Consider the following 16,359-nt stretch of genomic DNA (forward strand, 5'->3'; position numbering starts at 1 on the left):
AAATCCGCGTGTTGGGAGTTCGAATCTCTCCACCCCTGCCATATTTAAGGCTCTAGCAGAAATGCTAGAGCCTTTTTACTTTCTGAAGCCAATATACGCCATTAGCAGAGCAGCGGATCCCCCGACCTACCAAAATAGTGCATGTTGGGAGTTAAACCTCCACTCCTCCCATATACTAAGCCTCAACAGAAATGCTAGATCCTTTATTATTCTTGTCATTTTTAGAAGTAATGCTGGAAGCTCCAAGTACTCCTGTAGTTATCTCTACCTACTCAACACTCATTTTGCTCTGTAGTTCTGTTAGTTAATAACTAACGCTATTCTAGCGAGACATTGATCCCCGTTATTTGTGTTTCCAGGTGAAACATGAATCCGTTCGATTGATACTTATATAATCTTGGAAGTGGTTTATTGGTTAGACTCGTGAGTGCATAGAAGAACGAGTTCTTCGTATGACTTAAGCTCCTTGAAGAGTTCTAGGCACCCACATTAAGGCTTTCGATTACTCAAATACTAGCGGTATCAAATATCGATATGAGCTCTATGTTCCACGCATACCTTTCAGCGATAGCTTCAGTATGGGAATTGGTGAGTTTGACTTCCATTGGGTATAAAAAAGGCCACCTAAAGTAGGCGGCCTTGGTTGATCTATCTAGGTGTTAATCTAGCTCTTTCTCTGCTTGTTTTGCTTTCTCTATCATAGGAGTGATTGTTGAGCCTTGAACTAGAATAGAGAACACAACAACGGCGTATGTCATGACAAGGATTATCTCTTTTACATCTATTGCTTTGTCTTCAATTACCCAGATACCTGAAGGGATAGAAAGTGCCATGGCTAAAGCTAAGCCACCGCGTAAGCCACCCCAAGTTAGAATCTTAATCGACCACGGGTTGTAAGTTCTAAAGCGTTTAAATCCGATGTAAGACAAGAAAACACTTAAGTAACGTGCACTCAATACTAGAGGGACTGCGAACGCCATTAAGATCCAGTCTTCTTGGTGGAATTTGAACAACAGCATCGACATACCAATTAATAGGAATAATACGCCGTTTAAGAATTCATCTATCAATTCCCAGAAATGATCTAGGTGATCTTCACTCTCTTTCGAGAATCCGATAAAGCGAGTCCAGTTACCAATCATGATACCTGAGACAACCATGGCTAATGGTCCTGATACATGTAGAACTTCAGCAAACGCATAACCAGCAGTTGGGATGCCGATGGTTAATAGCAACTCCATAGAGTGGTCATCGGTGTTGCTGATGAGGTAATGGAATACAAGACCTAAAACAAAACCGTAGACGATGCCGCCAATTGCCTCTTGAACGAATAGCATGGTCACACTACCGACGGTTGGTGCTTCTGTACCAAATGCGATAGTAAATAGGGTTACGAAGATCACTAAGCCAAAACCATCGTTAAATAGAGACTCTCCTTCGATTTGAGTAGAGATTCTTCTGGGCGCATCGAGCTTCTTTACTATTGCTAACACGGCGATTGGGTCGGTTGGAGATATTAGCGAGCCAAAGAGTAGGCAGTAAATCAGATCAAATTGAATACCGATGAACTGACAGAACCCGTACAGCACAAAACCGATAAAGAAGGTTGAAAACAGCGTAGCACCTAACGCGAGTACTGTTATTTCCCATTTCTGGTCTTTTAAATTTGGTAACTTAATCCCTAAACCACCGGCAAAGAGTAAGAAGCCCAATATTCCCTTTAGTAGGAAATCTTCAAAGTTGATACTGGCAACGGTTTCTGAGGCGATGTCAGCCAGTTGGAACCAATTGTTTTGTCCCGCAATGATAATCAATAGAGATAACATCATTGAGCCAGCTGTGATGGCGATGGTTGTCTGCATTTTACCAATTTTGGTATTAACGAAAGCAATAAGCATGGCTGCAGCGGACAAGAAGCATAAGGTGTAATAGACCGACATTGGGATTCCAACATGTAACAAAGTATGAATATGAATTTTCGTTGTCTCATGCTCAAATAGCAAACATTTTTTTGTCATGACTCAGTAATCAATTTCCTTTTTTAGACGTCTAGACTCCTTTTTAATGTGTGATAGGATGGAGGGATAATTAAAGGAATGAGGTTGTACCGTGGGAAGTAATGTAAGGCAAAAGATTGACGCTCTGTTGAAGCAACGAATTTTACTGATTGATGGTGGTATGGGCACCATGATTCAGGATTATAAATTGGAAGAGCAAGACTATCGTGGTGAACGCTTTGCTGATTGGCACAGTGACTTGAAGGGCAACAATGACCTTTTAGTTCTTACACAGCCTAAGCTTATCAAAGATATCCATTCAGAATACTTGGAAGCTGGGGCAGACATCCTCGAAACCAATACCTTTAACGCTACAACCATCGCTATGGCCGACTATGATATGGAAAGCCTTAGTGAAGAGATTAACTTTGCTGCTGCCAAGCTTGCTCGTGAAGCAGCTGATGAATGGACCGCAAAGACCCCAGACAAGCCTCGCTTCGTTGCGGGTGTATTAGGTCCAACCAACCGAACTTGTTCTATATCCCCTGATGTAAACGATCCAGGTTACCGTAATGTTAGCTTTGACGAACTGGTTGAAGCTTATTCTGAATCGACACGTGCGCTCATTAAGGGCGGTTCAGACTTAATACTTATTGAAACTATCTTCGATACGTTAAACGCAAAAGCGTGTGCATTTGCCGTTGAATCTGTTTTTGAAGAAGTGGGTATTGCTCTTCCAGTGATGATTTCCGGTACCATCACTGACGCATCAGGTCGTACGCTTTCAGGGCAGACGACAGAAGCATTCTACAACGCCCTTCGTCATGTAAAACCAATCTCATTTGGATTGAACTGTGCATTGGGCCCTGATGAACTGCGTGAGTATGTCGGTGAGATGTCTCGTATCTCCGAGTGTCATGTTTCTGCTCACCCTAACGCAGGTTTACCTAACGCATTTGGCGAGTATGACCTTTCTCCAGAAGATATGGCTGAACACGTTAAGGAATGGGCTGAAAGTGGTTTCTTGAACCTAATTGGTGGTTGTTGTGGTACGACGCCAGAACATATACGCCAAATGGCAAAAGCTGTTGAAGGCGTAACACCGCGCCAACTACCAGATTTACCCGTCTCTTGTCGCCTCTCTGGCTTAGAGCCATTGACGATTTCTAAGGAATCTCTGTTTGTTAACGTGGGTGAGCGAACTAACGTGACGGGCTCTGCTCGCTTTAAACGCCTTATCAAAGAAGAACTCTATGATGAAGCTTTGAGTGTGGCTCGAGAGCAAGTTGAGAATGGCGCTCAAATTATCGATATCAACATGGATGAAGGGATGCTAGACGCTGAGGCGTGTATGGTTAAATTCCTTAATCTATGTGCATCTGAGCCTGAGATCTCGAAAGTGCCAGTCATGGTCGACTCTTCAAAATGGGAAGTTATTGAAGCGGGTCTGAAATGTATTCAGGGTAAAGGCATCGTTAACTCTATCTCATTGAAAGAAGGGAAAGAGAAGTTTGTCGAACAAGCGAAACTGGTTCGCCGATATGGTGCTGCTGTGATCGTGATGGCGTTCGATGAAGTTGGCCAAGCTGATACTCGAGAGCGTAAGGTTGAGATTTGTACTAATGCCTACAATATTCTTGTTGAAGAGGTAGGTTTCCCACCAGAAGATATTATTTTTGACCCGAATATTTTCGCAGTGGCGACGGGTATCGATGAACATAACAACTATGCGGTTGATTTCATTGAGGCAGTAGGGGACATCAAACGCGATCTCCCGCATGCGATGATCTCTGGTGGCGTGTCGAATGTTTCATTCTCATTCCGCGGTAATAACTACGTCCGTGAGGCTATTCACGCGGTATTCCTGTATCACTGTTTTAAAAACGGTATGGATATGGGCATTGTAAACGCTGGTCAGTTGGAAATTTACGATAATGTTCCAGAAGATCTGCGTGAAGCCGTTGAAGATGTGGTTCTAAACCGCCGAGACGACTCAACTGAGCGCTTACTCGATATCGCGACTGAATATCTGGAGCGTGCTGTTGGAAAAGTTGAAGATAAATCGGCTTTAGAGTGGCGTACCTGGCCAGTAGAAAAGCGCTTAGAACACTCTTTAGTGAAAGGTATTACCGACTTTATTGTTGAAGATACAGAAGAAGCTCGTGTTAATGCCTCTCGCCCTATCGAGGTGATTGAAGGTCCTCTAATGGACGGCATGAACGTTGTTGGTGACCTATTTGGTGAAGGCAAGATGTTCCTTCCTCAAGTGGTGAAATCTGCCCGTGTTATGAAGCAGGCGGTAGCTCATCTAGAGCCATTTATTAATGCAACCAAAGACGTTGGTGCAACTAACGGAAAAATCTTACTTGCGACTGTAAAAGGCGATGTTCACGATATTGGTAAAAATATCGTTGGCGTGGTTTTGCAGTGTAATAACTACGAAATTATCGACTTAGGTGTGATGGTTTCTTGTGAGAAGATTCTCAAGGTAGCGAAAGAAGAGAATGTCGACATTATTGGTCTGTCTGGACTGATTACACCGTCTCTTGATGAAATGGTACACGTTGCTAAAGAGATGGAGAGACAGGGTTTCAAACTGCCTCTTCTGATTGGCGGTGCAACCACATCTAAAGCACACACAGCAGTTAAGATTGAGCAGAATTACTCAGAACCTGTTGTATACGTAAATAATGCCTCGCGTGCAGTGGGTGTTTGTACTTCACTACTTTCTGATGAATTGAAACCCGCTTTTGTTGAGAAGCTGGATATCGATTACGACCGCGTTCGAGATCAGCACAATCGTAAGAAGCCGCGCACCAAGCCGGTCACACTAGAGAGAGCTCGTGCCAATAAAGTCGCTATCGATTGGGACGCGTATACGCCACCGGCACCCGCTAAACCGGGAATTCACATCTTAAATGATTTTGATGTGGCGACTTTGCGTCAGTACATCGATTGGACTCCATTCTTTATGACATGGTCATTGGTTGGTAAGTACCCAGCTATTTTAGACCATGAAGAAGTGGGTGAAGAGGCAAAACGTTTATTCAAAGATGCCAATGATTTACTCGATCGTGTAGAGAAAGAGAAGCTGCTTGAAGCGCGTGGCATGTGTGCCATGTTCCCAGCGAACAGTGTTGGTGATGATATTGAGGTGTATACCGATGAATCTCGTACCGAAGTTCTAAAAGTTCTACACAATCTTCGTCAACAAACAGAGAAACCAAAAGGTTTTAACTATTGCCTGTCAGATTACATTGCGCCAAAAGAAAGTGGTAAAGCGGACTGGATTGGTGGCTTTGCGGTAACGGGCGGTATTGGTGAGCGAGAGCTGGCTGATGAATACAAAGCGAAAGGCGATGACTACAACGCAATTATGATTCAGGCGGTTGCTGACCGATTGGCTGAAGCGTTCGCGGAGTATCTGCATAAAGAAGTGAGAAAGGATATTTGGGGTTACTCGCCAGATGAGGATTTGTCTAACGACGATTTGATTCGAGAGAAGTACCAAGGTATTCGTCCAGCTCCAGGTTACCCTGCTTGCCCTGAACATACAGAGAAAGGCACGTTGTGGGAGTTGATGGATGTTGAAAAAGCAATCGACATGTCGCTAACGACGAGCTATGCAATGTGGCCTGGTGCCTCAGTGTCTGGTATGTACTTCTCACACCCTGATGCTAGATACTTTGCGATTGCTCAGATTCAACAGGATCAAGTGGATAGCTATGCTGACCGCAAAGGTTGGGACATGTTAGAAGCCGAGAAGTGGTTAGGTCCAAACATTAACTAGTGTGAATCTATAACGAGCTTTGATTCGTAAAGTTAAAAAGAGAAAGGGTTGCTGAATGGCAACCCTTTTTGTATTTGTGATTTAGTTATTTATCTGTCGATGATAAACGGACTTTCTATTCAAATAACTCTTGGTGAAGTTTTTGAATCGCCAACTTAGAAACAGATTCATCTAGCAAGAAACACAGGTTGTGTGGGCTTGCTCCGTAACAAATCATGCGTAGGTTGAAATCTTCAAGAGTGCCGAATACCTGCTTCGCATAGCCTTTGCTTTCACTCATGTTATTACCAATAAGCGCAACAAGGCATAGGTCGTATTCAATATCGACAGAACACAGTTCTTCAAGCTCAAGGCGAGCGGCTTCAGGTAACTCAGGAGCACCACCTGATGTGTCTGTTTGATCAAGAGTAAGTGACACACTGATCTCTGAGGTAGTGATAAGATCGACAGAGATCTTATGTTTAGCAAGGATCTCGAACACTTTTGCCAAGAAGCCATAGGCATGGAACATGTTAGCGCTACGGAGTGTAACCATGGTTTGGTTGCAGCGTAGGGCAAGCGCTCTAAATAGAGGAGAGCTCTCAACTTGTTGACGAATCCAAGTACCACCTAACTCTGGTGCTTTAGAAGAGCCGACAAATACCGGGATTTGGTGACGTAGTGCAGGAACTAGAGTCGATGGATGCAAGATCTTCGCACCAAAGTTTGCCATTTCCGATGCTTCACTAAAGCTGATCTCTGGGATAGGAGAAGCTTTAGGTGCAATACGAGGGTCAGTGGTGTAAATACCCGGAACATCCGTCCAGATTTCTAGACCAATCGCCTGTACAGATTCGGCAATCAGTGCTGCTGAGTAATCACTGCCACCGCGGCCTAAAGTCGTGGTGTTACCTTCGCTATCAGCGCCGATAAAACCTTGGGTAACGACAACTTGTTGTTGGCAAAGTGGAATAAGTTTCTCCTGCGCTAGAGCGGCAATATCTTCTAGTTGAGGTTCGGCTTTACCAAAATCATCATTAGTACGCATCACATCTCTGATATCAAAGCGAACAGCAGGAGTGCCTCGTTCACGAATGATCTGAGCCAAGATGTGTGTCGACATTAACTCGCCACATGCGACAAGGTGATCCGTCAGTTTAGTGCTTGTTTGGAATGATGCAGCCTCTGCAGCGCTCGCAATGTCATCAAGAGTGCTGTGAACTTCTTTTTCGATGCTGATTGGGTCTGAGAGTTGGTCAAGAATTGCGTTATGAATGTCCGCTAATTGCGCCATTAGTTCCTGACGACGAGCTTTGTCTTGAACACCATTTGCCAGTTCAACCAGCAAGTTAGTGACACCAGAGCATGCACTACTCACGACCAGTTTCGTGTTTGAGTTGTTTTCAATAATGGCAGCACAACGGCTCATTGCTTCAAAGTTGGCAACACTTGTTCCACCAAACTTAGCGACATTAAAAGAACCAGCTACATTAGATGCACTCACGATATATCTCCCACGACTTCCTAAAATAAAATTACGGTTGGGTAATCCAACGTCCGATGTTTTTCGAAGAGAGTTTTAGAGCAAAAAGAGAGGAATTATTAGAATAGTAACCTCAGAAGCTCTTCACCATATAGAAATGGCGACAGTTGAAGGGATTCAGCCCGCTCAACCGATAATAAAGGTCCTGCATCCTTTTATTATCTCGGCACTGCTCCCCATAAATGTTTTGTATTGGAAATGCGGTTCCACAAAACATCTGCCTGGGCAGTGCTCCTCTTCTGCTAGATAGCCGTTTCATTGAACGTTTTTGTGGTAACAATGTCAATCCGTAACTTGAGATAATTGAAAAATAATTTTAACAATTATGTGACAGTGGTTTGACCTCAATACTTATGGCTAATTGCTGAGGTAATCAATTTGCTTTAGGGTGGATTGTTCACAACATTAACGTAAGGGATGTACATGTCTAATTTAACACTCACTACTGCTATCGATAGCTTTTATCCACCACACCGAACGTTAATGGGACCAGGTCCTTCTGATATTTCACCTCAAGTGCTACAGGCTTTGAGCCGTCCAACCATAGGCCACCTAGATCCGCTGTTTATTGCGATGATGGATGAGCTTAAACAGCTTCTTAAATACGCTTTTCAGACAGAAAACGAATTTACGATTGCCGTTTCTGCACCGGGCAGTGCGGGTATGGAGACCTGTTTTGTTAACTTGATTGAGCCTGGTGAAAAGGTGATTGTTTGTCGTAACGGTGTCTTCGGTGAGCGTATGCGAGAAAACGTGGTGCGTTGTGGTGGCGAAGCCATCCTTGTTGATGACGAGTGGGGCAAGCCCGTTTCAGTTGAAAAGGTAGAACAAGCATTGGCAGAAAACCCCGATGCCGTTGCTGTTGCATTTGTGCATGCAGAGACGTCTACTGGAGCGCTATCTGATGCTCAAGCTATTTCTGCTATCGCTCGTCAGTTTGATGCGTTAACGATTGTTGATGCGGTGACATCATTAGGGGGTGTTCCATTGCTGGTTGATGATTGGCAGCTTGATGCGGTTTATTCTGGCAGCCAAAAGTGTCTGTCTTGTGTGCCAGGGCTATCTCCGGTGACTTTCTCTCAGCGTGCAGTTGATAAAATGAAAGCCCGTAAAGCACCAGTGCAAAGCTGGTTTTTGGATCAAAGTTTAGTATTAGGTTACTGGAGTGGAGAAGGTAAGCGTAGTTACCACCATACCGCACCCGTGAACAGCCTTTATGCTCTGCATGAGTCGCTGGTTTTGTTGAAAAATGAAGGCCTAGACAATGCGTGGTCTCGTCACCATGCGATGCACCAAGAGCTTAAAGAAGGTGTAGAAGCTCTAGGGTTAAAATTTGTGGTTGATGAAGAGAGCCGCTTGCCGCAGCTTAACGCACTTTATTTCCCAGAAGGAATTGATGAGGCTAAGATCAGAACGCAGCTTTTAGAAGAATATAATCTTGAAATCGGTGCAGGGCTTGGCTCTTTGGCTGGTAAGGCATGGCGTATCGGCCTAATGGGCTACGGCGCTCGTAAAGAGAATGTCGCGTTGTGTCTAAAAGCGCTAAAAGATGTTTTGAAATAGCGTCAATAAACTGAAAAATAAAAAAAGCGCACGAGAGATCGTGCGCTTTTTGGTATCTACCCCCAAGCTCCTAAATGATATTTTAGTTGTGAGGTCTAAATATTATTCAGCAGACGAAACGTTATCTTCTGCTTGTGACACTTTCTTATACTGAACCTTTGAAAAGTCTCTGTTAGGGAACAAAAAGTTTGCTTCGCTACGAATTTGCTCTGCCTTACTTTCTTCACCTAGGCCTTGATACGCCAGAATCAGATTGCTGTAGAAAGCCGGTCTTGGTTTGCTCTTTATGATCTCCAGTGACCAATCGATGTAAGGCTGTATAAGACTTGGGTCGGCTTTGTAGAGGCCAATATTAAGGTAAGTGCTGTATATGTCCCAATCGTAGCGATCTTTCCACACTACGGGGTTCGTTACCTGCTTAAGGATATCTGGGTTCTTAGGTTTAGACAGTTCAAACTTAGTCAGTACATAGTTGGTATGCAGGGCGCTCAACATATAAAAACTGACCAAGATAGGTATCACTAAGCTCGAGACTCTAAACAGGGTTTTACTGATGATACTGAACGGCTGTTGATAATGTCGGGAAGAGCGTTGATCGACCCAGTAAATCAAAATAATGAATGTTATCCAGTGAATCGCCGAGTGGTAAAAAGGATACTCAAGTTGAGAGTGCAACAGGATCGGGATAAATAAAGCGAGCAGGGCTAGACGCGTTCCCTTTGTAGAACTTGCTATGCGTGACATCACCAATATTGCAGCAATCAAGATCCCGATGATTGGCACCATTCCCCCTTCCACTCCCCAAAACAGGAACTCATTGTGCGGGTGATCCATTGAAGGAAGACCAGGGTGATAGTTCGAGTTGAGTTGATGTTGGCGAGCCGTATATAGCGTGTATTCAGACTCAAATTTCCCGTAACCATAACCTGTGAATGGCTTTTCGATCATCATATCTAGAGCTTGTGGGAACGTATAAGCACGCGGGCTTTCTAGGTTTGCTTTCTTGCTAGCGATACTATCTGTAGCACTGAGGCTGATCACCGTAAAAGCGACGACGACACCGACGAGCACTGATGCGCACCATCCGTAGAAGCGTTTCTTGGTCGAGAACTTGTATAGATAGGGCAGAATGCAGACAAAACCAATGACAGCGGCCAACCATCCGGTACGTGATGCAATGATGATCAGCAAGGGCACGGTTAAGGTTGGAGTTAAATACAGTAGGAATGATTCGCTGATCTTATGGTTATATTTAGCAGGCTGTCTTGCTAAAAGGTAAGCGGACAGCACAAAACCAGTAGCAAGAAAGCTTGCCATTACATTCGGTTGTTGAAATATCCCATATGGTCGGTTTGCCGCTGTGTTGTAGCCAAATAGGTTACCAGGCTCTAATAAGAAATATTGCACATAGCCAAACAGTGCTTGTATAACCACAGCAAGCACAATGAACCACAACATGCGCTGCTTGTGTTTATTGCTGAACTTAAATTGCTGCAACACTACAAATAATGCAAAGCCTGCCCATAACCCAAGCAAGCGTCCTGACGCTCCTTGAGGTGCAGCATTACTGTATAAAATAGGTAGTGTGAGTATGATGCAGCTAATCAACAAACCAATTGTTAATTTGGAATACTTGAGTACTCGATTGGTTGCGAGTTGGTAAAAGCCAATCGCTAGCGTGAAGCTTAGCGCTAGCCAAGTTGTTGGGTTAAAGGATAGAGCAAGGCCCGAACCACCAGGATTCGGCATGAAAAAATGCATAGCTAACAAGAATACAACAGCTAAAGAAGCCAGAAATGCTTTGTTGAGTGGTAGCTGAGTGACCTGATTTTCTAGCTGGGTACCGCTAGTGTGTATTGTTGCCATAAATCCCTAACCTTATAAAAACAGAGCTTGTTTCTTCTGAAACAAGCTCTGTTACTTTAACATTTTTCTGTCTGCTCGCAGGGCGCTATTTTACACCTACTTCAAATTTAACATAGGCTTAAGGAAGCGAGCAGTGTGTGAACCTTCGACTAACGCCACATCTTCAGGTGTACCTTCTGCAACAATATCACCACCACCTTGACCACCTTCAGGGCCGAGATCTAGGATCCAGTCTGCTGTTTTAACGACATCTAGGTTGTGTTCAATCACGACAACCGTATTACCGTGATCACGCAGTCTATGTAGCACCGTTAACAGCTGCTGGATATCGTGGAAATGAAGACCTGTTGTTGGCTCATCAAGAATGTATAAGGTTTTCCCCGTGTCTCGCTTCGATAACTCACGCGCCAACTTAACACGCTGAGCTTCACCACCAGATAAGGTTGTTGCTGCTTGTCCGAGGCGAATGTAAGAAAGGCCAACATCCATCAATGTTTGCAGCTTACGAGCGATAACAGGCACAGGGTTAAAGTATTCTCGAGCATCTTCTACGGTCATCTCTAGAACTTCGTCTATGGTTTTCCCCTTGTAGCGGACCTCTAGAGTCTCACGATTATAGCGCTTACCTTTACACACATCACAAGGAACATACACATCTGGCAAGAAGTGCATCTCTACCTTGATTACGCCATCGCCCTGACAAGCCTCACAACGACCACCACGAACGTTAAAGCTGAATCGACCTGGCTTGTAACCACGAGAACGTGATTCCTGAGTGCCTGCGAATAACTCTCGGATAGGGGTGAAAATGCCGGTGTAGGTCGCAGGATTTGATCTAGGGGTGCGACCGATAGGGCTTTGATCTATGTCGATCACCTTATCAAAATGCTCTAACCCTTTAATCTTTTTGTGCTGTGCCGGAACTGCAGTCGTAGCACCGTTTAATTGAGTGTGGGCGACTTTAAAGAAGGTGTCATTGATCAGCGTTGATTTACCCGAACCTGATACACCCGTAATACAGCTGAACAAGCCAACAGGAATCGTCGCAGTCACATTCTTTAGGTTGTTCCCTGTTGCGCCAACGATCTCTACGACCTTTTTCTTGTCGATAGGTGTTCTCTTTTCAGGTACTGCAATTTCTTTAGCACCGCTCAGGTACTGACCTGTCAAAGAGTTCGGGGTGTCGATGATGTCTTGCATGGTACCTTCTGCAACCACGTGACCACCGTGTACCCCTGCACCAGGGCCGATATCGATAACATGGTCAGCACAACGAATTGCATCTTCGTCATGTTCCACAACAAGCACGGTATTACCTAAGTCTCTTAGGTGAATCAAGGTTTGCAATAGACGTTCATTATCGCGCTGGTGGAGTCCAATTGATGGCTCATCCAGTACATACATAACGCCAACTAAACCGGCGCCGATTTGACTCGCCAAGCGAATACGTTGCGCCTCACCACCAGACAGCGTTTCAGCACTGCGTGATAGGTTAAGGTAGTTCAAACCAACGTTGACCAAGAAATGCAGACGGTCATTGATCTCTTTCATCACTTTATCTGCGATCTGCCCACGCTGACCGTCTAGCTTCAATTCTTGGAAAAATTGTAGTGCGTCAGCAATGCTAAGTTCAACGATTTCTGGCAGTGTGGTATCACCAATGAAAACATTGCGAGCTTCTAATCTCAGGCGAGTGCCATCACAGCTAGAACACGATTTGGTTGAGATGTATTTGGCCAGGTCTTCACGCACCGCGCTAGATTCAGTATCACGGTAACGACGCTCTAAGGTATTTAATATTCCTTCGAATGGGTGGCGTTTAACTCGAATATCACCTCGGTCATTGATGTACTTGAATTCCACTTCAGTACGACTTGATCCTTTTAGAATGATCTCTTGAGTCTTTTTCGGTAGAGAATTAAATGGTGCATACAGGTCAAAACCATAATGTTCTGACAACGATGTTAGCATCTGGAAATAGTAGTAGTTCTTTTGATCCCAGCCTTTGATCGCACCTTCAGCAATGCTTAGGTTCTCATCTAAAATCACTCGACTTGGATCAAAATACTGTTGAACACCAAGGCCATCACAAGTACCACAGGCACCTGCCGGGTTATTAAATGAGAACAGGCGAGGCTCAAGCTCCTGCATGCTGTAACCACATTTTGGACAAGCGAAGTTAGCAGAAAATACGATCTCTTCTTGATCTGTTTCGTCCATCCAGCCGACGACAGCGATGCCGCCAGATAGCTCTAATGTGGTCTCGAATGACTCGGCTAAACGCTGTTGAAGATCAGGACGAACCTTGAATCTGTCTACCACAACTTCAATGGTGTGCTTCTTATGAAGTTCAAGTGCTGGTGGATCGGATAGATCACAGGTTTCACCATCAATACGCGCTCGAATAAAGCCTTGCGCAGCTAAGTTCTCAAGTGTCTTGACGTGTTCGCCCTTACGCTCTTTAACGATCGGTGCCATTAACATCATCTTTGAACCTTCAGGCAGCTCTAAGACCTTATCGACCATTTGGCTGATGGTTTGTGCTGCTAGAGGGATGTTGTGATCTGGACAGCGAGGTTCGCCAACTCGCGCATACAATAATCTAAGGTAGTCATAGACTTCAGTAATGGTACCGACGGTTGAACGAGGGTTATGTGAGGTCGACTTTTGTTCTATTGAGATTGCTGGAGACAGGCCTTCAATATGGTCGACATCAGGCTTTTCCATAAGAGATAGAAATTGACGAGCGTAAGCAGACAGAGACTCAACATAACGACGCTGACCTTCTGCGTAGAGTGTGTCAAACGCAAGTGAAGACTTTCCTGAGCCTGACAATCCGGTGATGACAGTCAGTTTGTCACGTGGAATGGTTAGGTTGACGTCTTTGAGGTTATGCGTACGAGCGCCTCTAATTTCTATTTTATCCATCTCAATAGACCATGTAATTTTAAGTGGCTAAAGTATTACATAGAGTGAGATTTGTGCAAAGTTTTACTGGATAAAAAAACAGTAAACAAAAAGGGCAACTCAAAGAGTCGCCCTTCCTAAAATCAGTAACGTTAGTGATAAACCAGTCGTTATGCTTCTTTCTTTGTCGAATGTTTACCTAGCTCGATTTGCTGCTGGTCTTTCTTGTATAGGTTCTCGAAGCAGTAGTTTGTTGCTTCGATATAGCCTTCAACACTACCACAGTCAAAACGCTGGCCTTTAAATTTGTAAGCCAATACACAACCTGCTTTTGCCTGTTTTAATAGAGCATCAGTGATCTGGATTTCGCCGCCTTTACCCGGTTCTGTCTGCTCGATTAATTCAAAGATATCTGGAGTCAGAATATAACGACCGATGATCGCTAGGTTGCTTGGTGCTGTGCCTTGCTCTGGCTTCTCTACCATGTCATCAACTCGGAAAAGGTCATCTTTGATCATTTCGCCAGAGATAACACCGTACTTATGAGTTTCTTCTTCAGGTACTTCTTGTACAGCAACAATAGAACAACGGAACTGTTTGTATAGCGCAACCATTTGAGCCAGTACGCCTTGTTGTTCGTTCACACAAAGGTCATCAGCAAGCACTACTGCAAAAGGCTCATCACCTACAAGCTCACGACCAGTCAAGATAGCATGACCAAGGCCTTTCATTTCACGTTGGCGAATGTAGGTGAAGTTTGCCGCTTCAATCGTCTCACGAATATTGAACAGCAAATCTTCTTTATTGGTGCCGCTAATTTGGTGCTCAAGCTCGTAGTTTTTATCAAAGTGATCCATCAGTGAATGTTTGCCACGGCCAGTAACGATACACATTCCATCCATACCAGCTTCGATAGCTTCCTCTACACCGTACTCAATCAGAGGTTTGTTTACTACAGGCATCATTTCTTTAGGCATTGACTTAGTTGCAGGTAAAAAACGTGTACCGTAGCCAGCCGCTGGGAAAAGGCACTTTTTGATCATGATAAGACCCTTTATCTATAATAATTATTGATTCAACCTGAGTGGTTGATATTTCTGAGGGCAACTCTAGCACAAGTTATGTCGAAAATTCAGCAACAATAGCTATGGTTTTCTAGAGCTTCCCTCAAAATTATCGTCAGATTAAGAGGCGGATCGATTATGCAAGCAGATTCTGGTTTGCCCACGCAATGGCTTGAACCCTATTTTTGACCGCCAACTTACGGAATATCTGATAAAGGTGAGATTTAACCGTGAACTCACTAATAAACAAGTCATCGGCAATTTGTGTGTTTGATGACCCTGACTGAAGGCAGCGGATTACCTGGATCTCGCGAATGGTTAGATCGACATTGGTTGGTGTGGTGTTGGTATTGACCATATTACGATAATAAAACAGCAGTTGATTGGTTACCTTCCTCGGTAACCAGTTCTCACCATCGATGACTTCTTGAAGACCACGAGCAATCTTGTCTTTTTGCTCGGTGTTGTAAAAGAGCCCTTTTAGTACACCATAGGTAAGAAGCTCAGATGTCGGAAGTTGCTGAGGGACATTGAACAAGATGATCTCATGGTTTTTCCACATAACAGTCAGGTTAGGACAAATAATCAATAGTTGTGGAACCTCTCTGTAATCAACGAGCAATATCCGGTTACTCTGCTTTCTATCAACTAGCATTAATTCGTCGGGTGTCATTTTGTAGAGAATAATAGATAAGTGCTTTTCTATCTCTTTTACATGTAGATAGGTGTCGTTTGGGTCGATGCACAGAAAATGCAAAGTGCGAGCGTATCGAGATTTTCTCATTGAAACGTCCTGTTTAAGGGGAATTAGATTCCACGTTGTCATGCAGGCTTTCGCTTCTCTAGTTCCTTAATAGTGACTTGCGTTGAATATCAATTATCAAAGTAAATGAGTGGTTTGTAAGTGGAGAAAAAAGCAACATCGCTCTGAATATCATGATTTGTTACGTTTTTATTCTTTGTAGTGAGTAGAGAATAGGAATGCGATTTATCACTGCAGAAAAGCATGCTATTCTTGTGCGCTAAAACTTTCTGAGACTATGAATTTAGACGGAGCAAATCATGGCTAGCCGTGGAGTTAACAAAGTTATATTAGTGGGTAACCTAGGTAATGACCCTGAAATTCGTTACATGCCAAATGGCGGCGCAGTAGCGAACATTACCATTGCAACGTCAGAGTCATGGCGTGATAAAGCAACTGGCGAGCAGCGTGAAAAAACAGAATGGCACCGTGTTGCTCTGTTTGGCAAGCTAGCGGAAGTTGCTGGTGAGTACCTACGTAAAGGTTCTCAAGTTTACATTGAAGGTCAACTTCAAACTCGTAAATGGCAAGATCAAAGCGGTCAAGATCGCTACACAACTGAAGTGGTTGTTCAAGGCTTCAATGGTGTAATGCAAATGCTTGGCGGCCGTGCTCAAGGTGGTGCTCCTGCTCAAGGTGGCATGGGCAACAACCAACAGCAAGGTGGTTGGGGTCAGCCACAGCAGCCACAGCAGCCACAACAACAGCAACAACAATACAGTGCTCCAGCTCAACAGCAGCCAAAAGCACCTCAACAAGCTCCTCAGCAGGCTCAACCTCAATATAATGAGCCGCCAATGGATTTTGATGATGACATCCCATTTTAAGCCCTGTTTTTAATATATTAT

9 protein-coding genes and 1 riboswitch are annotated in these 16,359 nt (G+C 44.1%); of the genes, 3 read left to right on the top strand and 6 right to left on the bottom strand.

What is annotated here, in order from left to right:
- Window positions 1-659 precede the first annotated feature (659 nt).
- Window positions 660-1,940 carry a sodium:proton antiporter gene (locus MSG35_RS15990; RefSeq protein ID WP_017061334.1) on the bottom strand — a complete coding sequence of 427 codons (1,281 nt, stop codon included), beginning with the start codon at window positions 1,938-1,940 and terminating at the stop codon, window positions 660-662.
- Window positions 1,941-2,109: 169 nt separating this feature from the next.
- Here MSG35_RS15990 and metH point away from each other — a divergent pair, with 169 nt between their 5' ends.
- Window positions 2,110-5,787, top strand: a complete 3,678-nt coding sequence (metH, locus tag MSG35_RS15995) for a methionine synthase (protein ID WP_248384525.1) — start codon at window positions 2,110-2,112, stop codon at window positions 5,785-5,787.
- Between the two features lie 115 nt (window positions 5,788-5,902).
- On the opposite strand, the gene lysC is transcribed toward metH, so the two are convergent.
- Window positions 5,903-7,270 (bottom strand): lysine-sensitive aspartokinase 3, encoded by a 1,368-nt coding sequence (gene lysC / locus MSG35_RS16000; protein WP_248384526.1) that lies wholly within the window; start codon window positions 7,268-7,270, stop codon window positions 5,903-5,905.
- Window positions 7,271-7,378: 108 nt separating this feature from the next.
- A riboswitch (Lysine riboswitch) is annotated at window positions 7,379-7,556 on the bottom strand.
- A 176-nt stretch (window positions 7,557-7,732) separates the two neighbouring features.
- Between lysC and MSG35_RS16005 the strand changes: the two genes are divergently transcribed.
- On the top strand, window positions 7,733-8,872 hold the full coding sequence (locus tag MSG35_RS16005; RefSeq protein ID WP_248384527.1) for an alanine--glyoxylate aminotransferase family protein: 1,140 nt from the start codon (window positions 7,733-7,735) through the stop codon (window positions 8,870-8,872).
- Between the two features lie 102 nt (window positions 8,873-8,974).
- Here the strand turns inward: MSG35_RS16005 and MSG35_RS16010 are convergent, their stop codons facing one another.
- The 4 genes from MSG35_RS16010 to MSG35_RS16025 form a co-directional block, all read right to left on the bottom strand.
- Window positions 8,975-10,738 carry a PglL family O-oligosaccharyltransferase gene (locus tag MSG35_RS16010; RefSeq protein WP_248384528.1) on the bottom strand — a complete coding sequence of 588 codons (1,764 nt, stop codon included), beginning with the start codon at window positions 10,736-10,738 and terminating at the stop codon, window positions 8,975-8,977.
- 96 nt (window positions 10,739-10,834) lie between these two features.
- Entirely contained in the window at window positions 10,835-13,666 is a 2,832-nt protein-coding gene (gene uvrA, locus MSG35_RS16015; RefSeq protein WP_248384529.1) for an excinuclease ABC subunit UvrA, read from the bottom strand.
- A gap of 149 nt (window positions 13,667-13,815) precedes the next feature.
- Window positions 13,816-14,688 (bottom strand): UTP--glucose-1-phosphate uridylyltransferase GalU, encoded by an 873-nt coding sequence (gene galU / locus MSG35_RS16020; RefSeq protein WP_248384530.1) that lies wholly within the window; start codon window positions 14,686-14,688, stop codon window positions 13,816-13,818.
- A gap of 157 nt (window positions 14,689-14,845) precedes the next feature.
- Entirely contained in the window at window positions 14,846-15,493 is a 648-nt protein-coding gene (locus MSG35_RS16025) for a LuxR C-terminal-related transcriptional regulator (RefSeq protein WP_029405754.1), read from the bottom strand.
- A 278-nt stretch (window positions 15,494-15,771) separates the two neighbouring features.
- On the opposite strand from MSG35_RS16025, the gene MSG35_RS16030 reads away from it, so the two are divergent.
- Complete coding sequence (locus tag MSG35_RS16030) at window positions 15,772-16,338, top strand: single-stranded DNA-binding protein (protein ID WP_248384531.1); 567 nt, start codon at window positions 15,772-15,774, stop codon at window positions 16,336-16,338.
- The last annotated feature ends 21 nt before the right edge of the window (window positions 16,339-16,359 follow it).

This window comes from Vibrio sp. 1CM23M (assembly GCF_023161755.1).
Taxonomy (GTDB): Bacteria; Pseudomonadota; Gammaproteobacteria; order Enterobacterales; family Vibrionaceae; genus Vibrio; species Vibrio coralliirubri.

Coding starts and splice junctions, on each gene's coding strand:
- galU (WP_248384530.1), bottom strand. CDS start 14,688: ATGATCAAAAAGTGCCTTTTCCCAGCGGCTGGCTACGGTACACGTTTT.
- MSG35_RS16030 (WP_248384531.1), top strand. CDS start 15,772: ATGGCTAGCCGTGGAGTTAACAAAGTTATATTAGTGGGTAACCTAGGT.
- MSG35_RS15990 (WP_017061334.1), bottom strand. CDS start 1,940: ATGTCGGTCTATTACACCTTATGCTTCTTGTCCGCTGCAGCCATGCTT.
- MSG35_RS16005 (WP_248384527.1), top strand. CDS start 7,733: ATGTCTAATTTAACACTCACTACTGCTATCGATAGCTTTTATCCACCA.
- uvrA (WP_248384529.1), bottom strand. CDS start 13,666: ATGGATAAAATAGAAATTAGAGGCGCTCGTACGCATAACCTCAAAGAC.
- MSG35_RS16010 (WP_248384528.1), bottom strand. CDS start 10,738: ATGGCAACAATACACACTAGCGGTACCCAGCTAGAAAATCAGGTCACT.
- MSG35_RS16025 (WP_029405754.1), bottom strand. CDS start 15,493: ATGAGAAAATCTCGATACGCTCGCACTTTGCATTTTCTGTGCATCGAC.